Annotated in this window: 19 protein-coding genes; all 19 read right to left on the reverse strand. The window is 41.4% G+C overall.

Annotated features, from left to right (window positions below):
* Window positions 1–10 precede the first annotated feature (10 nt).
* The gene (locus B1K71_RS16165; RefSeq protein ID WP_077328845.1) at window positions 11–760 is read right to left on the reverse strand and encodes an SDR family NAD(P)-dependent oxidoreductase; all 750 of its coding nucleotides are present in this window, start codon (window positions 758–760) and stop codon (window positions 11–13) included.
* Window positions 761–880: 120 nt separating this feature from the next.
* A complete protein-coding gene (locus B1K71_RS16170) occupies window positions 881–2,155 on the reverse strand; it encodes an MFS transporter (protein WP_077328847.1) in 1,275 nt (424 codons plus the stop codon).
* 306 nt (window positions 2,156–2,461) lie between these two features.
* Complete coding sequence (locus tag B1K71_RS16175; RefSeq protein ID WP_077328849.1) at window positions 2,462–2,878, reverse strand: hypothetical protein; 417 nt, start codon at window positions 2,876–2,878, stop codon at window positions 2,462–2,464.
* 7 nt (window positions 2,879–2,885) lie between these two features.
* Window positions 2,886–4,424, reverse strand: a complete 1,539-nt coding sequence (locus B1K71_RS16180; RefSeq protein ID WP_077328851.1) for an arylsulfatase — start codon at window positions 4,422–4,424, stop codon at window positions 2,886–2,888.
* A 24-nt stretch (window positions 4,425–4,448) separates the two neighbouring features.
* On the reverse strand, window positions 4,449–6,926 hold the full coding sequence (locus B1K71_RS16185; RefSeq protein WP_077328853.1) for a family 43 glycosylhydrolase: 2,478 nt from the start codon (window positions 6,924–6,926) through the stop codon (window positions 4,449–4,451).
* A 22-nt stretch (window positions 6,927–6,948) separates the two neighbouring features.
* Window positions 6,949–7,590 carry a YesL family protein gene (locus B1K71_RS16190; protein WP_077328855.1) on the reverse strand — a complete coding sequence of 214 codons (642 nt, stop codon included), beginning with the start codon at window positions 7,588–7,590 and terminating at the stop codon, window positions 6,949–6,951.
* A gap of 176 nt (window positions 7,591–7,766) precedes the next feature.
* On the reverse strand, window positions 7,767–9,530 hold the full coding sequence (locus B1K71_RS16195) for a glycoside hydrolase family 2 (protein WP_077328856.1): 1,764 nt from the start codon (window positions 9,528–9,530) through the stop codon (window positions 7,767–7,769).
* A gap of 41 nt (window positions 9,531–9,571) precedes the next feature.
* On the reverse strand, window positions 9,572–10,486 hold the full coding sequence (locus B1K71_RS16200; protein ID WP_077328858.1) for a carbohydrate ABC transporter permease: 915 nt from the start codon (window positions 10,484–10,486) through the stop codon (window positions 9,572–9,574).
* A gap of 2 nt (window positions 10,487–10,488) precedes the next feature.
* Window positions 10,489–11,370, reverse strand: coding sequence for a carbohydrate ABC transporter permease (locus B1K71_RS16205; protein ID WP_077328860.1), 882 nt, complete (start codon window positions 11,368–11,370; stop codon window positions 10,489–10,491).
* A gap of 24 nt (window positions 11,371–11,394) precedes the next feature.
* Window positions 11,395–12,690 carry an ABC transporter substrate-binding protein gene (locus tag B1K71_RS16210; RefSeq protein ID WP_077328862.1) on the reverse strand — a complete coding sequence of 432 codons (1,296 nt, stop codon included), beginning with the start codon at window positions 12,688–12,690 and terminating at the stop codon, window positions 11,395–11,397.
* A 294-nt stretch (window positions 12,691–12,984) separates the two neighbouring features.
* On the reverse strand, window positions 12,985–13,905 hold the full coding sequence (locus tag B1K71_RS16215; protein ID WP_077328863.1) for an ArsR/SmtB family transcription factor: 921 nt from the start codon (window positions 13,903–13,905) through the stop codon (window positions 12,985–12,987).
* A gap of 191 nt (window positions 13,906–14,096) precedes the next feature.
* The gene (locus B1K71_RS16220; RefSeq protein WP_077328865.1) at window positions 14,097–15,467 is read right to left on the reverse strand and encodes a YjiH family protein; all 1,371 of its coding nucleotides are present in this window, start codon (window positions 15,465–15,467) and stop codon (window positions 14,097–14,099) included.
* 316 nt (window positions 15,468–15,783) lie between these two features.
* On the reverse strand, window positions 15,784–16,740 hold the full coding sequence (locus B1K71_RS16225; protein WP_077328867.1) for an acetamidase/formamidase family protein: 957 nt from the start codon (window positions 16,738–16,740) through the stop codon (window positions 15,784–15,786).
* A gap of 25 nt (window positions 16,741–16,765) precedes the next feature.
* Window positions 16,766–18,124 carry an APC family permease gene (locus tag B1K71_RS16230; RefSeq protein ID WP_077328869.1) on the reverse strand — a complete coding sequence of 453 codons (1,359 nt, stop codon included), beginning with the start codon at window positions 18,122–18,124 and terminating at the stop codon, window positions 16,766–16,768.
* A gap of 65 nt (window positions 18,125–18,189) precedes the next feature.
* Window positions 18,190–19,491, reverse strand: a complete 1,302-nt coding sequence (locus B1K71_RS16235; RefSeq protein WP_245799321.1) for an Nramp family divalent metal transporter — start codon at window positions 19,489–19,491, stop codon at window positions 18,190–18,192.
* Window positions 19,492–19,757: 266 nt separating this feature from the next.
* The gene (locus B1K71_RS16240; protein ID WP_077328873.1) at window positions 19,758–20,738 is read right to left on the reverse strand and encodes an ABC transporter ATP-binding protein; all 981 of its coding nucleotides are present in this window, start codon (window positions 20,736–20,738) and stop codon (window positions 19,758–19,760) included.
* Entirely contained in the window at window positions 20,698–21,729 is a 1,032-nt protein-coding gene (locus B1K71_RS16245; protein ID WP_077328875.1) for an ABC transporter ATP-binding protein, read from the reverse strand. Before B1K71_RS16245 ends, B1K71_RS16240 begins: the two co-directional genes overlap by 41 nt.
* 55 nt (window positions 21,730–21,784) lie before the next feature.
* Entirely contained in the window at window positions 21,785–22,678 is an 894-nt protein-coding gene (locus B1K71_RS16250) for an ABC transporter permease (protein ID WP_077328877.1), read from the reverse strand.
* Window positions 22,678–23,634: a nickel ABC transporter permease gene (gene nikB, locus B1K71_RS16255; RefSeq protein ID WP_175631940.1), complete on the reverse strand. Its 957-nt coding sequence runs from the start codon at window positions 23,632–23,634 to the stop codon at window positions 22,678–22,680. Before nikB ends, B1K71_RS16250 begins: the two co-directional genes overlap by 1 nt.
* Between the last annotated feature and the right edge of the window lie 32 nt (window positions 23,635–23,666).

Genomic DNA, 23,666 nt, shown 5'->3' on the forward strand with positions numbered 1-23,666 from the left:
AACTCACCCCTTAATGTAATTTAATTGTTCCACCATCAACCATAATTGTCTGACCAGTTATAAAATCAGAATCACTGCTTGCCAAAAATACGGCAGCCCGTCCAATATCCTGCTCCGGATCGCCAAGCCGGCGCAGTGGAATATTATTAACCATGGCATCATACATGTCAGGAGCACTTTCACTCCAAGCCTTCACGCCTTCTGTCAAAGCAATTGGGGAAATCAAATTGACATTAATACCATCTGGTCCCCATTCATTAGCAGTTACACGTGAGATTCCCCTAATTGCTTCTTTGGCAGCAGCGTAGGAAGTTTGTGTAGCCTGTCCGTCAATGCCTGCTCCGGATGCAAAGTTAATAACGTTACCTTGCGACTTCTTCAGCTCCTGATATGCTGCTTGCATAAAATGGAAGGTAGGATAGAAACCAGTATTAAACGATAAATCAAGCATATCCTCTGTTGTTTCAACAAAAGGTGCCTGTTTGGAGGCATGCGCGTTATTCACTAAAATATCCAGCCTGCCGAACTTTTCAACAACATCTGCAACAATTTCCTGCACATTTTCTTTAACGGAAATATCTTTTATGAAAAGCATTCCTTCTGTAAATTGATTGACCTCGGCAAGTGTTTCATTTCCTTTTTCCTCATTAATATCAACAATTGCAATATGGGCACCTTCCTTCGCCATTGCCAGCGCCATACCCCTGCCAATTCCTGAAGCACTTCCGGTTATAATGCCTACTTTGTTTTGCAACTTCATGTTTAAACATCCTTTCCAAATCAATTTTAAAATAAGCTATAGAGTGAACCTACATTTAGTAGAATTTTTTCTTTCCCCCATGGGTTCACCCGAAATCATGAAGCGGGAGTCTCATTGCCATTACACTTCATTGCTTGTCCAAAACCCTTTTTGCTGCAACTTGTTTTTGCCTTTAAACGCAGCAATCACACATGCAATATTACAAATGAACATAATAAGAATGGCATATAAAGCCGTCGTATAACTTCCGGTAAAGTCATAAATAAAACCATACGCAGGCAGCGCGACAATCGAGGAAATCGCCAGCCCCAAGGAAGCAGTCGAATATATTTGGCTGTACTCTTTATTTCCAAACAATGCTGTCGTGAGCGCTGGTCCCAGTGTCCCGATGGAAGCTGATACAACACCTAACAAGCCTACCGCCAACCCAATGGAGAAAAATCCATAGGTCAAAAACAGTAACATACAGATTGCCAGTATTCCGATAACCATCGTAAATAGTGCCGTATTCCTGGATCCGATTTTGTCAATCATCATACCAATAACCAGTGATCCAACAAGTACACCAGTCATAAACAGACCCATAACATTGCCGGCAAATGTAACGTCAAACCCTTTATTGATCAGATATGTTGGGATATGCATGGAAAAACTTGCAATCGATGTAACAAAGAAGAAAAAGACCACTAACAAGTAAAAGGCCGAAGATTTCTTCGCTGCTGCCATCGTTACACCCTGCTCACCGGATTCGTGCTTATCATTGCCGCCTTGTTCGGTTTCTTCCATTCCATAAGGCTGCAATCCCATTTCCTCTGGTGACTGTCTGACGATAAGGAATATGATTGGCACTGCAATAATCATAACTGCAAGCCCGACAATAAAATATGAGGTTCGCCATCCTTGACCAGCAATTAACCCCCCGACAACCGGCTGGGCGATTGCACCAACCGCCCCACCGGCAGCACTCAAAATCCCGAGCGCAAGTCCGTTTTTCTTTTTAAACCACTGGTTAATAAGAACCGGTCCCGCAATAACTGTGATAAACACGCCACCCACTGCAAGCGGAATGGCCATTAAATACCATCCCCACACAGATTGCATAACACCAAACAAGGCAAAAGCACCTGCCTGGAGAATAACTGCCACAATCAGAACGAGACGTGTATTAAATTTCGCCATCAGTTTACCGCCAATTGGCAGAAATACCATGGTAATCACTGCAGATACACTAAAATATAAGGTTAATTCCCCCATTCCGACCCCAAGATCTTCCGTTATGGGAGTCAGGAATAGACTGGCAACATTGTTTAAAGCTCCTTTCCCTAAGCCGACAAAAATACAAACACCTAATAAAACCCACCATGCATAATGGATTTTCTTATTACTTTCACTCATAATCTATCACCCTGATTACCTTTCAACTTCTCATTTGATATAAAAATAAATATCAGCAGTACTAGCGTTGTGCTGTAAATTTATTTAGATATCTAACTATTTCATGTGAAATTATATCAGACTCGTTTATGAATAACAATAAAGAATTAATTCATGTTTTTCGCCTTTTTTTGGACACGGCCAGCCAATTATCGCGCGAGACCGACATTTGGGGTTACGAATTTTAGGAAGGGATAAAAAAAGAAGGAAGATCAATTCTCCCTCCTCACTTTGCTATTCATCATACCTTGCTAATTCCTTCAATTCCTAAGGCATGTACCCGCTCCAATTAAACAAGATCAACTTATTTGCAAGTTCTTTCCTAAAATCATTCGCTGCCGCTGAACCCCCGCGAGCTTTAGGCGGGAAGCAAAAGAACCGTCCTTCCGTTTTGTTCGGCGCGTTTGCACGTTGGTTCAGCGGCTCGGGCGTTTTGTTCAGCGCTTTTGCACGTTGGTTCAGCGGCTCGTGTGTTTTGTTCAGCGCCTTTGCACGTTGGTTCAGCGGTTTGTGCGTTTTGTTCGGCGCGTTTGAACTTTGGTTCAGCGGCTCGGGCGTTTTATTCAGCGCGTTTGAACTTTGGTTCAGCGGTCCATGCGTTTTGTTCGGCGCGTTTGGGCTTTTGTTCAGCGGCTCGGGTGTTTTGATCAGCACCACCCAACCTTTGTTCAGCCAAACCCGCATTCGAACACTACTCCACATTCGTCCGCTTTGCCCATTCCTCCCAGTCATTCCTTAATTCATCAACTAATTCGGGATAGTCAGCGGCAATGTTGAACATCTCTGCCCGGTCGGTGTCAATGTTGTAAAGTTCCCAATCCCTTTCTTTTATTTTAACGAGTTTCCATTTTTCTTGCCGTATGGCGCAATGTCCTTCGTGTTCGAAGCATAATGTGCGTGATTGCGGTGGTTCACCTTGGAATGCGCTTCGCATACTTTTTCCTTCCATAGGGAGAATACTATTTCCTTGAAATTCCTCCGGGTAGGAAACACCGGCTACATCGACGAAGGTCGCCATAAAATCAATAAAGTGCCCGGGACGATGATCAATCTCTCCTTTTCTTTGCACCTTTTCCGGCCAGTGTACAATCAGGGGAGTACTGATTCCCCCTTCATGGCCGTAGTGCTTATACATTCGGAGCGGGGTGCTGCAGGCATTCGCCCATCCCGATCCGTAACTATGGTAAGAATCCGGTCCACCCATCCGATCAAGGTCTCCCTTGCGATGCAGAAAATTCGAGGTCGTAATCCAGTCATCAAATCCCCACGGGTCCCATTCCGCACAGGCACCGTTATCAGAACAAAACAGAATAAGGGTATTATCCAGTTCATCACGCTCCCGAAGATTTTCAATTACACGGCCGATGTTTTGGTCCATCCGGTCCACCATCGCCGCATAAATCGCCATCCGCCGCACCAAATCCTTTTGACGATCAGGGTCGATGGTTTCCCATGCGGGATTCGTCCCCTGAATGTCGCGATCGCGATCCCAGTATTCTGCCCGCGGAGAAAGCGGCATCTGTTCGTCCGCCAACTGCAGTTCCTTCATTCGGGCTAAGCGCTCTTCGCGAATTTGATCCCACCCTCTTTCATAGTACTTTTCATATTTGGCAATCTCCTCTTTCGGCGCCTGCAGCGGAAAATGCGGTGCATTATACGAAAGATACAGGAAATATGGGTTGTCATCGCCGCGTGATTCCTCAATAAAGTCTAACGCATGGTCTGTAATTGCATCCGTTGCGTAAAATTCGCCATCTGCATAGCTTCTTTTAGGACGATGTTTCGGCAAACAAACATAATTTTTTTCATCCCAAAAGCTCCCAAATCCGCCGAGCATTCCGTAAAAATCATCAAATCCGCGTTCAATCGGGCCACGTTTTCCTACGTGCCACTTGCCTGCTAAATACGTATGGTATCCCCCATTGCCCAGAACTTCCGCCAATGTGACGCATTCATCTTTCAAATAACCGCGATAACCGGGATGCTCCTTATCTTCCGTCATTTCCCCGACACCGGCTTGATGCGGATAAACACCCGTCAATAGGGAAGCACGGCTCGGGCAGCAACGTGCCGAATTATAAAATTGCGTAAACCGCAGCCCTTCTGTTCCGAGCTTGTCAAGATTCGGTGTCTTAATTTCACTTCCATAACAACCAAGGTCAGAAAATCCAAGATCATCTGCTAAAATCAAAATAATATTCGGCTTGTCAACTTTTTTATTAGGTGTCAAGTTTACAATCTCCTTTCCTGTCTTCTAATGAGAATAAATCTCAAAGTTATCAAAAACGGCTGTACCGTTACTTGTGCGGACCCCTGCTTTCCCATGTGTAAACGGAATGGAGCTATTGTCATCATAATCAATTAACGGACGATCCATATCATCCAAGTACACCTTAATATTCGTACCGTTTACAACCACTTTCAAATGGTATTTCTTGTTTAACTTAAGGGCTTCACTGGTAGCAACTCCTGTAAGGTATGTCCAACCATAATTTTCTTTACCAAGATATACACCGTTTGTTGTGATGTAGGCGAAATATCCCTGATTAAAATGTTTAAAATTACCGAGATGACTTCCGTCCGCCGGATTCGTCGACCGGACAAGTATGCCGCTCTTACCATCGGAATCTTTCATAACAACATCGGTCTCAATCGTATAATCAGACCAGCTGTCTTTACCGGTCAAAGCCTTGGCATAGTTGCCGCCAATAATGTATTTCCCATTCTCAACAGATATATCTCCTTCGTATCGCTTCCAGCCATCATCATTACCATCGTTAAAATCGTGCGTAATCGCCGGCACAGGGGAACCCTTTTTAAATGCCATCGATTTAAAATCATATTCGCCTTCCACAATTTCAACTTTAAGCTCCTGTACCCCCGCCTCAAGTGGAAGGTTTTTAATGGTGAAGGTTTCCCAATCATTCCAGCCCCCTGTGTTTGGGACATCCACAACGCCTGTTAAATCCTGTGTGCCGCTCCAAATTCGTATTTTGGCATCGTTAAATGTCGTCGCCACCCGCAGATCAACATCATATGTTCCGGTTTCTGCTACGTTAACCTTGTATTTCAACCATTCGCCCGTTTGATTCCACCCGACGTTGTAACCACCTTCATGGTTCAAGCGAATATCAACAGCACCATGACGGTACATTCCACCAATATTGTCATTGCTCTTATCATGATAGCCGACTCCTTCACCGCCCGACATGTAATGGACTGCATCTATTTCACCCGGAACAGGTTTCGGTGTGTCCCAGGCACCGCTGCCATTGACTTTATTACTAAATGCGATATATCCAAACGATGCATTGGTATTCCTGTCCATATAACCGATTTTGCCGCCGTCCAGGTCCGCGTTCCGGGTTTGTTTTAACATGCCGTCAATAAAAACTTTAAATTGATTGGCGTCTTTTTTGACCCGGATATTGTGAAGCACATTGTAATCATAATCATCAGGCAAAGGAGAATGCTCCCACCCTTGTTTTTCACCGTTAACAACAAATTGCGTTTGCAAACGATGATCATTCTTGTTGATTAGAGCAACTCCGTAATTCTCGTTATCCTGATATGCAAAAACAACACCATAACCAGGATTTCGTACTTTATCAGGCGGATGTCCTTTTTGATCAGTGGTTAGCTGCAATAAATTAAATTCCGCACTGAAGTTGTTCTCTGTTGTACTTTTCGATACCATGCCCTCCCATCGATTATGCGGATTACGGTTGTGTTTTTTTGTTGATGTCAGGTTAGAGATCTTGATACCGGACCATTTATTCTTGTACGGGTCAGAAAAGTCATCACGGAACGTCGGCATGTCCGGATCCGGCTGTTCGCTGGATGTCGGGCCGAGCACGTCCATTTGTTTACCGTTCCAGACCACCTTGTCCAGGTTAAAGTGTCTTCCGGGATCTGCCTGGCTGTGATAAACCATATAGTACGTGTCAAGATCGGGACCGATAATCATACTGTTATGTCCTGTCCCATGAACCGGTCCTTCCGTATTAATCAACGCCGGATTTTCAGAGGATGGAACAAAATTTGTAATCGGACTTCCGCTTGTTGAATAATTCACCCTGTATCCCCTGTTCCAGACGTGATTGCCGGTATAGGTCATATAGTACAACCCGTTCCGCTTGAGTAATGTAGCCCCCTCGGTCCAGCCGCCCATATAACTTCCAGTAGTTGTCCCCTTCCCGATCGTATACGGGTCTGTCATTGGATGGGAAACAATACCACTGTCACTTGCATTGTAAAAATACCACTGGCCATCATCATCAATAAATACATGTCCGTCAATCGTATGACCAAGATTTCCCGTCTTTACCTTAAACGGGCCGGTTGGGCTATCGCTTCTTAGTACATAATGGCCGTTTCCTCCTGGTGACGTATACATGTAAAAGTAGCCATTCCAATAAACAACTTCAGGTGCGTATGCAGCTTTTGTAACGGAATCAGTGGCACACAACCCTTCGTAAGTCCAATTCACCAGATTGTTCGAACTCCATACTTTAATACCGCTCTTGTCATCCACTGTACTGACATACAAATAATAAACACCATTATGTTTTAAGATATATGGATCACCAGAACCGTAATAAACGCCGGTGTCCCATTTCCATTCATTTGGCAGAATGATTGGATTTTCGTAGGCAAATGCCACCGATGAAAAACCGAGCGTACATGCAGCTACAATGAACACGAAACACAATCTTTTCAGAAAATAATTCATCTCAACCTCCTATTTTCTTAAATCAAGCTTCTATTTCTTCAACGTTCTTTGCACGGTCTATCTTCAAAAATACCCGATGTGCACTGTGGTAAAGGAAAAAACTGATCAAACTGGCACTGTAAAACAACAAACTCCCCGGCAAAAACTTAAATAGCAGAAATGAAAGGAAGATACCGCCAATCATCAAAAGGGTGGACGGTAATTGGGAAATCCCGATCAAAAACGCATTTTTGATACAACCTTTCAAACCGGGTGATTCAAAATGGACATAGACCGGGAAGAGGTAGACAGCCGTTAATAAATAGGCTGCACATACCGCTGCCACCATGATTAGCAGGACGATACTCCACATGCCTTCATAGTTTAGTACGAACCGAAAGTCAACGTATAAAACAAATCCAATCACGAAGAAAAGCAGACCAAGCATATTCGATTGAATAAAATCTTTCCGGTAATGCTGCCAGAATGTTTTAAAAATCGGAATATCCTTCTCACCCATTATCCATTTTCTAACGATAGAAAAAAGCGCTGCCGTCGCCGGGGCTGCCCCCAGAACAACAAGCCCGAGCAATGTAAAACCAAGCCATAACAAATTGGCTATTGCAAGTTTCATCACCCAGTCACAGGCAATATTTACACGCGACATCACTCCACCAAACTCCATCCCTCACACCTCCCTAAGCGTTATCAAGTCAAAGGGTAAAGGTGGGACATAGCAATGTAATTACAACTAATTAGAAATTGGAGCGTAAAACCGCTCCGGAAATATACCTCGCTAATTACCTAATTGTTCACCTTTTGAATCATCGTTATTGATATGTCCCAACCTCATACCCTACATCAACTATTAATCTTACGGATCTTTTCAAGACTTACTTTTGGTTGCCTGTTTTCCGTCAGCAATCCGTTAATTTCCTGTTGAACGTCTGTAATTTGCGTATAACAATAGCCCGAAACATACGCACAATCTTTAATCGCCTGTGTAATAGATTGATAGCGCTGCAGAAACTCCTCTTCCGTGGCGACTTGATTACCGTATCCCCAGCCTTTTTCTTCCTGAAAAGCGATACCTCCGTACTCGCTTATGATAATTGGCTGGCCTTGATATTGATAACCGCTGGCCATTGCGAACTTGTGGTGGTTGTGCGTTTTTTCATTATGAACAATCTTCTCTTTGTCGGCATATCTTTCAGCAAAAACGTCCCCAAGTTCTTCATAATCGTGAAGGGCAAGAATATCGGAAACCGTATGCTCCCAGCCATCGTTGACAATGACCGGGCGCATCGAATCAAGCGATTTCGTCAAGTAGTAAATCCCCTCGGTAAACCGCTGCTGTTTTTCATCCGTAAAAATATGTTTGACGCCCCATGACTCATTGAAAGGCACCCACGTAATGATTGACGGATGATTATAATTTTGCTGGACAATATCGATCCATTCTTTTGTAAAATTATCGACTGCTTCCCCGGAAAATTCATAGGTTGCCGCAGCTTCGGACCAAACGAGCAACCCTTTTCTATCACACCAATACAAGAAACGCGGATCCTCAATTTTCTGGTGCTTGCGAACGCCGTTAAAGCCCATCTCCATCGTTTTTTCGATATCATCTATTATCGCTTCATCCGACGGCGGCGTTAACATCGAATCCGGCCAATACCCCTGGTCAAGAATTAACTTCTGGTAGATTGGTGCATTATTCAGCAACACCTGTCCATTCTCAATCGACACTTTCCGCATTCCAAAATAAGATGTAACCCGGTCAACTACGGATTCACCTTCATAAAGGGTAAATGTAACATCATATAAATTCGGATGGTTCGGATGCCAGAGTTTCACTTTCCATTCATCGACACCGCTTGCGATATTCAGTTTCGTTTCCATTGATGAACGGTCAACGGTTTGACTGAATGATTTCACCGGTTTCCCGTCAAACTGAATATCTGTTTGGATACGAAGATTGCTGTAATTTGTGGAATCAGCAACTTTATATTCAAATAAAACAGAGCTTGTATCAACATCCGGCGTCATTTTCACGGATTCCAGATGATTTTCATGTACAAATTCCAGCCAAACGGTTTGCCATATACCGGTTGTTTGTACATACCAACAGCCAAAGTTCTCGGAAATCCAGCGCTGTTTGCCCCTGGGCTGGTAACAACTGTTGCTGTCTTCAACTTTTACGACGAGTTCATGCTGATCGGAATGTTTTAAGTAATCTGTCATATCGAAAGCAAACTTGGTATAACCGCCTTGATGGCTTCCGACAAATTGACCGTCAACCCATACTTTCGTCACATAATCAGACGCATTAAAGTGCAGAAGAATCCGTTTTCCGCTTTCCTCCTTTGGAATTTCAAAAGATCGGCGGTACCAAACGTAAGGATGAAATGCTTCCTCGCCAATTCCGCTCGCTTTTGTTTCATAGGTAAACGGCACGATAATTTCCCTGTTAAACGTATGTTTTTTATACCATTGCTCCTGTTCACCAACATTAGCATCGTCAAAATGAAAATCCCATTTACCATTGAGATTTATCCAATCTTTCCTTTCAAATTGCGGCCTCGGATAATGTGTAGGTATGTTTTGTTTTGTTTGCACGATCATTACTCCTTTATTCATGTATTTTTCAATGTGTTTGTAAGATGTTATCCTTTAATCCCTGTAAAACTGATTCCTTTAACAATCTGTTTCTCAAAGAAAAAGAAGGCAATAATCACAGGGATGGACGCTACCGCATTCACTGTCATCGGTAAGACGTAATCCTGCGAGTAATTCGAATTAAATGTCGGGATTCCAATCGGCAGTGTATACAACTCTTCTGAGAAAATAGCCAGATAAGGCCACAAAAAGTTATTCCACGAGCCGATAAACGTGAAAATCGCAATCGCCGCCATTGCCGGTTTTGCCAGCGGCAGCACGATATTATAATAAATCCTGAACAAGGAACAACCGTCAATTTTCGCGCTGTCAATGACCTCTTGCGGAACACCGTCAAAAAAGCTCTTAAGAATGACAACGCCAAGAGGTGATGCAATGCCCGGAAGAATTAAGCCAATATAGGAATCAAGCATGCTTAAATCTTTTACAATCTGGTACAACGGAATAATTGTTGCTTCACCCGGGACCATTAATCCTGCAAGAAAAAATACAAAGATAAACTTCTTGTAACCGAACTTAATTTGTGAAATGGCAAAAGCAGCCATTGACGTGACAATCAGTGTGATAATCGTTGTAATGACACCAACAACCAGACTGTTCACCAACCACCTGAGCACATCCGTATCCATCACAACATGCACATAGTTTTCAAATGTGTATGGCGGTGCAAACCATTCCAACACACCGCTGATGGCTGCCCCCTCTTCCTTAAGTGATACGAAAAACATCCATATCAGCGGAACAAGGAACAAGATTGCTGTGGTAAAAGGAATCACATTGCGTAAAGCTTTTCCCTTTTTCAATTTTGCCTTTTTCCGGGGCTGATTCTGACGAGGTTGATTCCTACGCGGCGGGATCTGACTAGGTTGAGTCTCCTGTTTCGGCAATGTATTCGTCTCCATCCTTATATCACCCCCTGATCATCGGACTGGCTTCTCAATTGAATTAAAGACAGGATCAGCAAGATGAAGAATAATGCGTATGACATTGTCGCCGCATAGCCGAGATTAAATTTCTCAAAACCTGCCTGATAAATATATTGAATTAGCGGTCTGGTGGTTGTACCAGGACCCCCTCCAGTGATCAACAGAATTTGGGCAAACACTTTGTAGGAAGCAAGTATTTGCAGCAACAAGATGACTCGGCCAATTGGGATTAGCTGCGGGAGCGTAATATACCGGAATTTTTGCCAGGCAGTCGCCCCATCAATATCAGCCGACTCATATAAAAAATCCGGGATATCCTGCAATGCTGCCAAAAACAGAATCATATTAAAGCCAACCGTCCACCATAATGTCACACCGACAATGGAAACCCAGGCAAGCGTCGGTTCTGCCAGCCAAAAAGGCTCATTTTGAATACCTAACAAATGAAGAAACGAGTTCAAAAACCCTGTATAAGGCTGCAGGAAAAAGATTGCAATATACGAAATGACCGATACCGACAATATGGAAGGAAGAAAATATGCTCCTCTGTAAAATCCCCGAAATTTCGATTTTGCATTGGCCATCAATGCAAGCGCCAGTGCCAATATAATCATTGTCGGTGTTGATAAAATCGTAAACAATGTTGTATTCCAAAGCGAATTCCAAAAGTCGGGATCCTGAAACATCTTGATATAGTTTTCTAATCCTACAAATTCCATTTTCTGAATAATAGACCAATCAAAAAAGCTCATTTGCAACCCTTTAAAGATTGGATAGATTGTAAACATCACATAAATAATAAAAAACGGGAGTAAAAAGGGAATCGCCTTGATATTCCCTGACATTGCTTTACCTTTCATCTGCCATCCACCTCCACCTTTACATTATTCATCCGGCGTCAACAAAGAGTTTTGCAGTAACTCTTCAATTTCCCGTTCCGCTTTTTTAAATGCCTTCTCAGCAGATTTGCTGCCGTTAAGGACTGTGTCTAAGTTTCGTGTAAGTATCGTTTCAATCGTACCATTGGCGACCGATGGTTTCTGAAAGGCAACATGGTCGGCAATTTGAACATAATCACTTCTATGCGGCAATTCTTTAAAGGCCTCTTTTTCATAGACAGTTTGTTTAGCTGGTATATGACCCGCCTTTGCCCAGATTTGTCCATTTTCGGCAACAAATCTAGCAAACGTAAGTGCTGCCTTTCGTTTTTCGGTATCTGCTTTTTCATGTTTCGGCAAAAACAACGTATGGGAATTGCCAAATACTGCCCTTTTGCCAAAAATTGCCGGAACCGGAATGACACCAAATTCCAGATCTTCTGTTCCTTCCCATATCCCTGTCGACCAAACACCTGTAATTAAAGACGCCGCATTCCCGCTTTGAAACGTGCGGTAAAAATCTGTAATGTGTAAAGGTATGACCTCATGCTTGTAATACAAATCTTTCATATACTTTGCGGCCTTTACCGCTTTTTGCAATTCTAAATCTGCTGAACTTAAATCATCAGATACTACGCCATCCGCACCAAGCTGATGATAATACGACCACCATAACCGGTATGGATCGATACCTGTTGTTGCAAATGACAAAGGTGCAATGTCTTCAGGCAGTTCTTTTTTTAATTTGATTAAAAAATTGACGAACCCCTCAGGTGTTTCCTCAATAATCGGTTTGCCCTGTTCATTCAACAAGCCCGCTTTTCTTAAATATTTTTTGTTGTAGTAAAAGGCAATCGGATGCGTATCAATTGGAACGGCATAGTGGTTACCATTCATAATAGATGCTTCTAAAATATTCTGATTGAACTTGTCCCATTGAATACCTTGTTTTTGTGCAGCAGTATTAAGGCTGCTGACAACCCCAAGTTCAACCAGCTGCGGCAGCCTGGAAATGTGTGATACTGCGACATCGGGCGCTTTCCCGGCTGCAATACCTGTTACCAATTTCGTATAGTAATCGTCAAACGGTAATTGAATATAATTCACCTTTATATCAGGATGAGTACTGTTAAACTTCTGAACAATTTCCTTCATGAATTCGGCATCACCACCACCGAACAACGTCCAATAGTCAAGTTCGATTTTGTCACTGTTTGACGAACCGACAGCAAGATTTGAACATCCGGATATAAAAACGACTAACAAAAACAAAAGCAACATCGTACATCCTTTTTTCTTCACCCGTTTCATTCCTCCTTTTCTATGAAAATACTTCCATTCAACCCAGTTATTCTACAAATTTTGCATTACAGACCCATACAGAACCCTCCCTCTAACTCAGCATGATTTACATTCATTTCAATATTTTTGTATAAAACATAAAAGTTGTATTAAATATAAGATAACGCTTTCATTCATCCGCGTCAATGATTTTTTTGAAAAAAATAAATGTTCCAAAATGGAGTAAAATAAAAGCTCATTCAATGCACACTTTCTGCATTGAATGAGCTCTAGGACTTTTTCGATTGCCCATAATCACGAGTAAATAAGTCTCATTAGGATATCCTGATCATGATCACCGAAGCCTTTACCAAATAAGTTAACACCGCCAATGTTAGCAGCATCCGGCGTTACACCAATTTTGAATAAAACGGACTTGCTTCCACCAATGTTAATGTCATTTAACGTCACATCCGACACTTTTACATCATCAAGAAAACTCCCCTTATCATTTACCTTCCACGTCTTTAACAACCCGTATTGCGTATGATTATCGGGTAGCCACGGCGGATTTAATTTTCCTCTTCTGTCTCCAAAATCACCCGGACATGTCCATGTGCAGACTTCATACCCATTAATCCAGATAGTAATATCCGATGGCCAATTATGGTCATAGTTCGGGGCTTCCGAACAGAGTTCCAATGAAAATTGAATAGACTCAAGTTTTGCACCAGCCGGAACTTGCAAAGGAAAACGATATTCAACAAAACCCTTTCTAAACCAGACCAATTGTGCAGACATGCGGTCGGGATGATAGAAAAGGGAAGGCTCATCTTCAGGTTTAATGATACCGTGCGGATTAATCAGTCCGCATGTCGGATAAATATCAGAATCTATGTAATGTCCGACAGGCATTTCGATTTGATAGGAATTCTTGGGATTATTATGTCCAGTAGCTAAATTCAATTGCATATGAATATCATCAAAGTTTCTGGTACAAACCTTCATCGTTCCCCGCTTTGCCGGCTGCAATTCGGTGGAAATAATCCCCGACTTTTCTAGCACCTTTATGTTAGAAGCAATAGTCGAAACAGGCAACCCAAGCTTTTCCGACAATTCCAGAATGTTCATTTTTTTATAGTTTAACAACTTCAGGATATTTATCCGAACCTCAGAAGACAAAGCATGCGCAACCTTTTTTAATACATCCGACTCCTCAATCGACAACTCCAACATGACATGACCCCCAATGAAAACAATTTTACATCATTATACCCCCTTTGGATTTTGCTTACAATTTTGGGAAGCGTAGGGATGGTTCTTTCGCTTCCAAAACCTCAAAAAAATGAGACATAAAAAATCAGGAGAAGGCACTGCCTCACCTCTCCCGATTTTTACCCCTTGTACGAAGCCTTTATCCATTCCCACTAAAAAATAATATGTGCCATCAACACAATAATCGGCAGGGAAATAATCGTACGTTCCATAAAAATCAAAAACAGCCGACCAACGCCCAATGGTATCTTGGAAATAATGATTAACGTTCCCATTTCCGTTAAATAAATAATTTGCACCAATGATAACGCGGCAATGATGAATCTGGTAATCTCAGCTTCAATACCGCTGGCCAGTACAGCTGGAATGAACATGTCAATGAATCCAATGATCGTTGCCGGTGCTGCCTCCACAGCCTCCGGAATTTGCATCAGCTGCAATAATGGAACCATTGGCTTGGAGATAATATCGAAAATTGGTGTGAACTCGGCCACAATAAGGGCAATCGTTCCAATAGCCATTACTTGCGGCAATAATACGAAAATGATTCCCAAAAATATTTCCGTACCTTGCTTGAGCTGATCCGTGAATGAACCTGCTTCCTTTGCCCGGTCAATGGCTTTCAGCAGTCCCCATTTTGCCTTTGATGCACCCTCGGGGATGTCCTCTTTATACGTATTCTCCTTAAGAAATGTATCCGGAATTCTGGAGAGTGGTGGTATTCTCGGCAGTATGACAGCACTTACCACCCCTGCAATACAAATCGTCAAGTATAAAACCGGAAACATATAATCAATGTTCAGCATTCCGGCAATAACCAGACAAAATGGCAGTGAAACGGACGAAAAGCATGTTGCTATTGCCGCCGCTTCTCTTCCTGTATAAAAACCATCTGCATGCTGTTCGCGTGTAATCACAACACCAACATTCACATTTCCAACCCAGGAGGCCAGTAAGTCAATTGCCGAACGCCCTGGCAAGGTAAAAAGCGGGCGTGTCACACTTCTTAACAGCGTTCCACAAAACTCCATCGCACCAAAATTTATCAAATAAGGCATCAGATAGGAGGCAACGAAAAACCATACAATTAATGATGTAAGCAGACCGAACATTACTTGGCCGGTCGCTTCAGAGCTGATAACATCCCAGCCAGTATGATAAAGTGTCATAAATGCAAAAACCATTCCCAGAACCCTTGTCACCGTCCATAAAGCCGAAACATTAAAAAAAGAATTCAGCATGTCATGTTGTATTATTTTGTCCGGCTTCATAATAACCGTTACCAGCGTCATCAGCGTTGAAAGTGAAATAACAGTGGTCACAATGGCTGGCAGGAAACTTGTTAATAGATTAATGAGATATTCGGTTATAATCCCCAGCGGAATATTAAACGAACTATTGTCATATACCGGGAAAAGAAAAATAAATACACCAAATAAAGACGGAAGCAGAAATTTCAGCAGCCCATTTCGATCAATTTTTTTATAATATTCCGTGTTTTTTGCAGAAGCGTTTTGATTCATCGGTAATTACCTCCTTGTTGTAGATCATTCATTTAACAGCAGCTAAAGATAGACTCCTTTCCGGCAGATTTGTAATTCGGAATTGAACAACTATTTTGACTAGTATAACGTGGATAGTACCATCAGACAAGCTGATTATTACTGAAGAAGCATGGGGACGCTTCTGCTGCTTCCCCGAAACCTATAAAAAGCAATTAAAAATCGGGAAAAAAGCAATTCTCTGCAACTCCCGATTTTTACAACAAATTATTCAATTTCGAACCCAATTATCCACTCAAAGGAAGCAAGAGAACCGTCCCTGCGCTTCCCACTCGCTTCATTTAAAAATTGAATTTGGCAGAAATGCCGAGACAAGCCAATTAGGTGCATCAACAATTTCATTTATTTTCAAATCAACAGCAACACTGCAAAGCATATATGCCTCTTGGTCACTGAGCCCATAAGTTTCCACTAAATGTTCAATCATGTAGCCTATTGCCTTTTTTGATGCCTCAAATAAATCTGGACCATTTCCGGTGGTCACAAAATATCCCTGACTATCAGCTTCCGGTGTTGGCGGTCCAGGAATTTCGTATCGAGGTTCGGCAATTGATTTTCCTTTATGAAGTTTAAAGCGCACCGTTGTCTCCATGGATGCTTCAATCGCAGTTCCGCAAACTTCTCCATCACCCTGTGCTGCATGTGTATCACCAATAGAAAACAGTGCACCTTCGACCCAAACGGGCAAGTAAAGCTTCGTCCCTTTGGTCAGATGTCTTATATCCATATTTCCCCCATTTTTTCTTGGAGGTACAACACTAAAATTTCCTTCTTCAGGCAGTGCCACACCAATTGTTCCCGGGAATGGTTTCAAAAATAAATCAATTCCGGGTAAAAATTCGGTTTTGTTGCGCTTTGTAAGATCATAAGTTTTTATTGCAGGTTCACTAAACGTGTCAGCCAGAAGGCCAAATCCGGGAATAATCGCTGTCCATCCCCAATCCAATTGTCTAAAATCCAACATTTCAATCTCCAGCGTATCCCCTGGTTGGGCACCCTTGACATATATCGGTCCTGCTACAGGATTCACTTTTTCAAAATCCATATTCCTTACATGTTCAGCATTTGAATTCCTGGAAAATTGCCCGCCGGAAGACTCGGTAATTTCATAAGATATCGTTTGACCCGATTCAACTTCGGCAATTGGATTTAAACTCTTATCCCACCCATAGTGCATGTGGGATTTAAAATCGTGAATTGTTTTATGAGTATGATTATGACTGTGGATTGACATAACTGGTAACACTCCTTTTTATAGATTAGATATCTAACGTAGTATCCTTCTTTTTAACTGCAAAATAGATTGCAATAATAATACCTACCAATAACCAACTTAAGCCAAGAATTTTAGCTTGTGCAGCTAAACTAATCCAAACATATCCGATAATGATAAAACCAATTAATGGAAAAACTAAGTGATTCCAAAAATCACCGCTCTTTTCTTTTCTTAAGTAATGGTTGACTACACTTACATGAAGAAACAAAAAGGCGGTTAGGGCACCAAAGTTAATAAATGACGTCAAAATCCCGATGTCTCCCATAAAGAATAGACCTACAACTAATGAAATCACTGCAATAAAAAGAATACTGACATATGGGGTTTTATATTTTGGATGCACCTTGGCAAGGAAATGTGGTAACTTACGATCCCTTCCCATACTAAAAAGCACCCGCGATATCGCAACCTGAGCAACAAGGGCATCTGCTATTCCCCATGCAAGTGCTGTCGCAATTGCAGTCAGAGCACCAAGCCATTCACCACCGGCAATTGTCGCAGTATCATAGAAAGCTGTTCCAATGTTTTCAAATCCTTTAAAATCCGGGTTAATCAAGGCTGCCACCCATGTTTGAACAATAAAAAGCACACCCACCGTCAGTAAAGAGTAAATGGTTGCCTTCCCAATAGCTTTTGGCCCTCCAGAGGACTCCTCTGAAAGGGTTGAAATGGCATCAAATCCTAAAAAGCTTAACACCGCAATTGATACAGCCCCCATCACAACGCTCATACTGAATGTATCAGGATTATAAAGCGGGTCAAAAGAAAAAGAAGCACCGTTTACGCCGGTTACAATTGCGGTTATGCCAATCACCAGAAATATTGCTAGAACAATTAATTCAAATACTAAAAATATCTTGTTCGTTCTTGCAGTAAATTCAATTCCAAAATAGTTAATTACGGTGTTAATTCCAATAAAAATAATTAACCAAACTGCTCCGGGAACTGCCGGCCACATTCCTGTTAAGGCCGTAGCACTAACGACATACAATAAAGCGGGAACAAGTATATAATCCAAAAGAATTGCCCAGCCGGCGATAAAGCCGGCATAATGATTAATTCCTTTTCCTGCATAAGCATATACAGATCCTGACATTGGAAAGGCTTCAGACATTCTGGCATAACTAAGAGCAGTAAAAATCATTCCAACCATACCTATCAAATAGGCAAGAGCAACCATTCCATTTGCTGCAAGCATGACTTCCCCATAAATTCCAAATGGCGCAATTGGAACCATAAAGATCAAACCATAAATAAGTAAATCCCAAAAAGACAATGAACGTTTCAATTCCTGCTTATAACCAAACTGTTCCAACCTTTTCTCAGCTTCCAAGTAACCCATCCCCCTTCTTATTTAAATATTACTTGCTAATTCCCCTCCATATGCTTAACTCTTTTCTACACAACCTAACCAAAAATAATTTGAAACAGCTCACTTCCTCCAAGATATACATACAGTAGAATAATAAGCCCAAAAATGGTGTTCTTGACCTTTCCGTTTCGATCAGCTTTATCAATTTGCTTAGAATTTAACAAAAATAATAGAACAGCCGCTAAAATTGGCATGAACACAGCTCCAAGAGCTCCATATATAAGTACAATTACCACCGGCTGCTTAAATAACAGAAGTAACATCGGCGGAAATGTTATCCAAAAAAGGTAGAATCGAAATGATGAATCCTTTTCGGTTATTTGTTTTTCTTTTTCTAAAGATTTCTTACCTTTATTCTTTACAATACGTACAAAGTCTGCAAATAAATAGGACATGCCATGCCAAGGACCGACTATAGATGTAAAAACGGCTCCCCATACACCAATAAGGAAAATCCAACGCGCTATATTTCCAAACCTCTCGCCATAGGCATCAGCCAAACCTACCAGCCCGTCATTTCCACTAATTGTTACTCCCGAACCAAATAATAATTCTGCGGCAATTATCATAACGCTTATTGCAAACATACCTGTTACAATATAAGCCACCGAAACATCAAGTTTCATAATTGACATCCAACGCCGGTCTCGCCATCCTTTTGCATAAATCCAATAAGCATAGGAAGTTAGGGTGATGGAAGCACCAACCCCACCCAATATGCCCAATATCTTAAAAAAAGAACCTTCTGGTATGGAAGGAACAATCCCATACTCAACATTACCTGCGTTTACTACAATAATTAGTGCAGAGCCAATTATGCTAATAAACATTATTCCGATTAAAATCTTCATGAAACTTTCAAGCATTTGATATCTACCAAACCAAACCAATAAGAAACCAGCCACTCCCGAGCTTATTGCCCAAAAGCTAAAGGAGGTATTTGGGAACATAGCAACCATTATCATTGCACTCGTTCCTGTTATTGCTGATCCATATACTAAACCCATCAAAACAAGGTATGCACCAAAATAAATTGTTGCCCACCACCCTGCCATATGCCATCCTTCTAAAATTGTTCTTCCGGAAGCCAGATGCCAACGACCTATTCCCTCGGTCAAAACGAATTTAATAAATGCCCCTACAATAATGACCCAAAGTAATGTCAATCCAAAGCCTGTTCCAGCAATAGAAGCCATAATGAAATCCCCTGCCCCTACACCAGTAGCTGCGACAACAAATCCAGGACCTATAAATTTCAGTTTTCCTCTTAAGCTATTCGGTGGTGCAGTGTTAGGCTTACCATTTAGTTCTAGCACTTCAATTTTCTCAGTTTCCAATTTCATTCCTCCTCAAATAATAAGTTCCATATCCTTTTACCATTTGAACAAAATCACGCATTAATGATAATGCTTACAATTCAAGGTGAACTACTTAACTTATTTTTCTATTTGGATAAAAGAAATAACATAACCATTGTTTTCGGAAACATTTAAACAATAACCTTCACCGTATTAGATGAAGGTTATTCCATTCTGCTAAAAGGTACGTATCCACTTTAATTAATTCAACTACATAACTTCTCCATAAAGCATTCTTTGAACACCTAAACTTCATGACATGCCACAAAATGTCCAGATTTTATTTCTCTCCATTCAGGAGCTACCTTAATGCAATGCTCAGTAGCTAACGGACATCGCGTATGAAACCTGCAGCCTTGTGGAATATTTAATGGGCTAGGGACATCCCCCTTTAGAATGATACGTTCCCTTTTTGCACCAGTATTGATTGTAGGGATAGCCGATAACAAAGCCTGTGTATAAGGGTGCAGTGGGTTTCTGTAAAGTTCATTTTTATCGGCCATTTCAACTATTTTACCTAAATACATAACTGCAACCTTATCACTGATATGTTTGACTACGGAAAGATCGTGTGAAATAAATAAATAGGTTAATTGGTAATCCTTTTTAAGTTTTTGCAAGAGATTTAATACTTGGGCCTGTACGGATACGTCGAGTGCCGATACAGCTTCATCACATATGATAAGTTTAGGCTTAACCGCTAAAGCACGGGCAATACTGATCCTTTGCCTTTGACCGCCACTGAATTCGTGCGGATACTTCCAATAGTGTTCTGGTTTTAAACCAACATCAATAAGTAGTTGCTGAATATAATCCTTTGTATCAGCCTGCGGAACAATTTTATGCGTTCGAACTACCTCATTCAACATCGCCCCAACCGTCATTCGCTGGTTTAATGAACCATACGGATCTTGAAATATCATTTGCATATCTTTCCGGACTTTTCGTAGTTTTCTTTTTTTTAAGTGCGTAATGTTTTCCCCATCAAAAATGGTTTCACCTTCAGTTGGGTCCTGTAAACGAAGTATATTCCTGCCCATTGTAGACTTTCCACAGCCTGATTCTCCCACAACCCCTACCGTTTCGCCATGGTTGATAAAAAGAGAGACGTCATCGACAGCTTTTACAAATTCTTTTTTATTAAAGGAACCACCTACGGGAAAATATTTTTTAAGCCCCTTGACTTCAAGTAGCTTCTGTTTTTGTCTTTGCTCTTGTACCGGCATTCCTATCTTCCTCCGTTTCCCCCCATTTGTCGGTGTACATCCAGCAGCTCACCTGATGATTAAGATCACCGATTAGAACAGGTGACTCATCAAAACAGTGTCCTTTTGCAAAAGGGCACCTATCAGCGAAACGGCATCCAGTCTGAAGTTCATCTGGATTGGGAACTGTCCCTTTAATAATAGGAAGTTCTTCCTGTTCCTCTTTAAGATTGGGAATTGCTTTTATTAACCCCTGTGTATAAGGGTGCTTAGGGTTTTTAAATAATTCGTCTGCGGTACTTTTTTCAACAACTTTCCCTGCATACATTACCAAAACATTATCAGCCATTTCCGAAACAACTCCCAGATCGTGGGTAATCATCATGATGGACATTTGCATTTCTTTTTTTAACTCATTCATTAGCTCAAGAATCTGCGCCTGTATTGTCACGTCTAAAGCAGTTGTCGGTTCATCCGCAATCAAAAGTTTTGGATTGCAAGAGAGTGCCATAGCTATCATAACCCTTTGCCTCATTCCTCCACTTAACTGATGGGGATAATCATAAACTCGCTTTTCCGGAGATGGAATTCCAACAAGTTTAAACATTTTCACTGCTCGTTCAAGAGAGTCTTTCTTATCTATTTTTTGGTGTATGCGCATTGCCTCTGCAACCTGTTTCCCCACTGTATGAACTGGATTAAGCGAGGTCATGGGTTCCTGGAAAATCATTGATATGTTATTACCACGGATTTTACTCATTTCCTTCATGTTTTTGTGAACTAAATTTTCGTTTTCAAACAATACCTCTCCCGCCGTAATTTCCCCGTTTTTTGGGAGAAGACCCATAATTGATAAAGAAGTTAAACTTTTACCACAACCCGACTCACCGACAATACAAAGCGTTTCACCCTTTTTTACGGTAAAACCAACGTTATCCAATATGGGAACAAACTTTTTCCCATTCCTAAAACCAGCGGAAAGATCCTTAACCTCTAGTTGAAATTTACTCATTTCGTTCACCTCTTCCAGAATACTGATATACCATGATATTTTATATAAACGTACACTACTTCCCTTTTGGGTTTAGCATATCTTGTAAACCATCGCCAAAGAGATTAATCGACATCACCGCCAGAAAGATAAATAGTCCTGGAAAGAAAACAAGCCATGGTGCCTCACTCAAATATCCTTGCCCTTCCGCCAGCATGGCACCCCAGCTCGGTGTTGGCGGTTGTGTCCCTAAACCGAGGAAGCTAAGCGAAGCTTCAGCTATAATAGCTCCAGCAATATTCAAAGTAGCAAGTACTATAATTGGCCCTAATGAATTTGGTAAAATATGAAATAACATTATTCTCCAATCTGTAAGTCCCGAAGATTTAGCAGCCTCGACATATTCATTTTCACGCTTTGCCAAGACTTCTCCCCTCATTAAGCGAATATAATTTGGTGTAAAAACCAATCCAATCGCAATCATGGCATTTTCCAACCCTGCTCCAAGAATAGCAGCGAGTGTTAATGCTAAAACAAGGGGCGGGAAAGCCAGCATAGCATCCGTAAATCGCATAATAATTAAATCATCCCAAAAACCACGGTAATACCCTGAAAATAAACCAATGGGCAACCCTATAGCCAATGCAATTCCAACAGAAATCAGACCCGCCTTTAACGAAACTTGAGCTCCATAAATAATTCTGCTGAAAATATCTCTTCCCAGATTATCTGTACCGAACCAATGTGATACACTTGGGGCCTCTAACACCTTACTATAATTTTGTCCCGCCGGATCATATGGCGCCAAAAAATTAGCAAAAACCGCCATTATAATCAATAAAAACATGAACAAACCCCCAGCCACGGATAATTTGTTCTGCCAAAGCCGTCCTAGCATTTTCTTCAACAACTGTATTTTTGGATTTTGATCAGGCACTACATGTTCGCTTATTTCTTGTGTCCCTTTCATTATTTAGCACCCCCAGTTAATTTGATTCGAGGGTCAAGTATTGAATAAAGGATATCAATAAGGAAATTTATCGCTACAACGGATAGAGCCATAAATAATACAACACCTTGTACAACTGGGTAATCCCTAGTTAAAATAGAATCCAAAATCAGCCGGCCCAGACCTGGAACAGCAAAAATGGTTTCAACAATCACCGTACCCCCGAACAAAGTTGTTAACTGTAATCCGCTTACCGTTAACACGGGAATTAACGCATTTTTCAGTGCATGGCCAAACACAACAGATTTCTCTATTAACCCCTTGGAATAGCCTGTCCGAATATAATCGGATTCCATAACCTCGAGAAGACTTGAACGCACCATTCTCATCAATTCTGCCGCCATTCTTGTTCCTAATGTTATTGCAGGAAGCAGCATGAGCATTAAACTTTTCCATATATTTTCACTTAAAGGTACATACCCCGATGGAGGAAACCATCCCAATATAATTGCAAACACATATATAAGAAGTATACCTAACCAAAAAGAAGGTACTGACACTCCTGTCAAAGCAAGTGTTGTAGAAGTATAATCCAGTGCAGTACCTTTTCTAATTGCACTTATAATACCAATAGGTAATGCAATAATTATAGCGATTATAAAAGCTAGTGCTGTTAGTTCAAGAGTAACTGGAATTTTACTCAGTAGAATTTTCATAACTGGTGAATGATCCTGAATGGAATAGCCAAGATCTCCTTGTAGGACACCAGCTACCCAGTCGAAATACCTTACATATAAAGGATCATTCAACCCCATCTCTTCGCGCAATGCCTCTAACGATTCCGGTGTAGCTTCAATCCCCAGCATCAACATTGCCGGGTCTCCAGGCAAGATATTTACTAGGCTAAATACGATAATACTTACCAAAAATAAAACGATTACCATTAAACTTAGCCTGCGAAGCAAGAAGAATAACAATTAAATTCCCTCCCCTTCATATAGAACTTTAT

Origin of the sequence: Virgibacillus siamensis (genome assembly GCF_900162695.1) — a bacterium.
GTDB lineage: Bacteria > Bacillota > Bacilli > Bacillales > Amphibacillaceae > Lentibacillus > Lentibacillus siamensis_A.

Excerpts from the sequence above, each read along its gene's own strand:
- B1K71_RS16165 (WP_077328845.1), bottom strand. The coding sequence starts at position 760 with ATGAAGTTGCAAAACAAAGTAGGCATTATAACCGGAAGTGCTTCAGGA.
- B1K71_RS16170 (WP_077328847.1), bottom strand. The coding sequence starts at position 2,155 with ATGAGTGAAAGTAATAAGAAAATCCATTATGCATGGTGGGTTTTATTA.
- B1K71_RS16175 (WP_077328849.1), bottom strand. The coding sequence starts at position 2,878 with ATGCGGGTTTGGCTGAACAAAGGTTGGGTGGTGCTGATCAAAACACCC.
- B1K71_RS16185 (WP_077328853.1), bottom strand. The coding sequence starts at position 6,926 with ATGAATTATTTTCTGAAAAGATTGTGTTTCGTGTTCATTGTAGCTGCA.
- B1K71_RS16190 (WP_077328855.1), bottom strand. The coding sequence starts at position 7,590 with ATGGAGTTTGGTGGAGTGATGTCGCGTGTAAATATTGCCTGTGACTGG.
- B1K71_RS16195 (WP_077328856.1), bottom strand. The coding sequence starts at position 9,530 with ATGATCGTGCAAACAAAACAAAACATACCTACACATTATCCGAGGCCG.
- B1K71_RS16200 (WP_077328858.1), bottom strand. The coding sequence starts at position 10,486 with ATGGAGACGAATACATTGCCGAAACAGGAGACTCAACCTAGTCAGATC.
- B1K71_RS16205 (WP_077328860.1), bottom strand. The coding sequence starts at position 11,370 with ATGAAAGGTAAAGCAATGTCAGGGAATATCAAGGCGATTCCCTTTTTA.
- B1K71_RS16215 (WP_077328863.1), bottom strand. The coding sequence starts at position 13,905 with ATGTTGGAGTTGTCGATTGAGGAGTCGGATGTATTAAAAAAGGTTGCG.
- B1K71_RS16220 (WP_077328865.1), bottom strand. The coding sequence starts at position 15,467 with ATGAATCAAAACGCTTCTGCAAAAAACACGGAATATTATAAAAAAATT.
- B1K71_RS16225 (WP_077328867.1), bottom strand. The coding sequence starts at position 16,740 with ATGTCAATCCACAGTCATAATCATACTCATAAAACAATTCACGATTTT.
- B1K71_RS16230 (WP_077328869.1), bottom strand. The coding sequence starts at position 18,124 with ATGGGTTACTTGGAAGCTGAGAAAAGGTTGGAACAGTTTGGTTATAAG.
- B1K71_RS16240 (WP_077328873.1), bottom strand. The coding sequence starts at position 20,738 with ATGCCGGTACAAGAGCAAAGACAAAAACAGAAGCTACTTGAAGTCAAG.
- B1K71_RS16245 (WP_077328875.1), bottom strand. The coding sequence starts at position 21,729 with ATGAGTAAATTTCAACTAGAGGTTAAGGATCTTTCCGCTGGTTTTAGG.
- B1K71_RS16250 (WP_077328877.1), bottom strand. The coding sequence starts at position 22,678 with ATGAAAGGGACACAAGAAATAAGCGAACATGTAGTGCCTGATCAAAAT.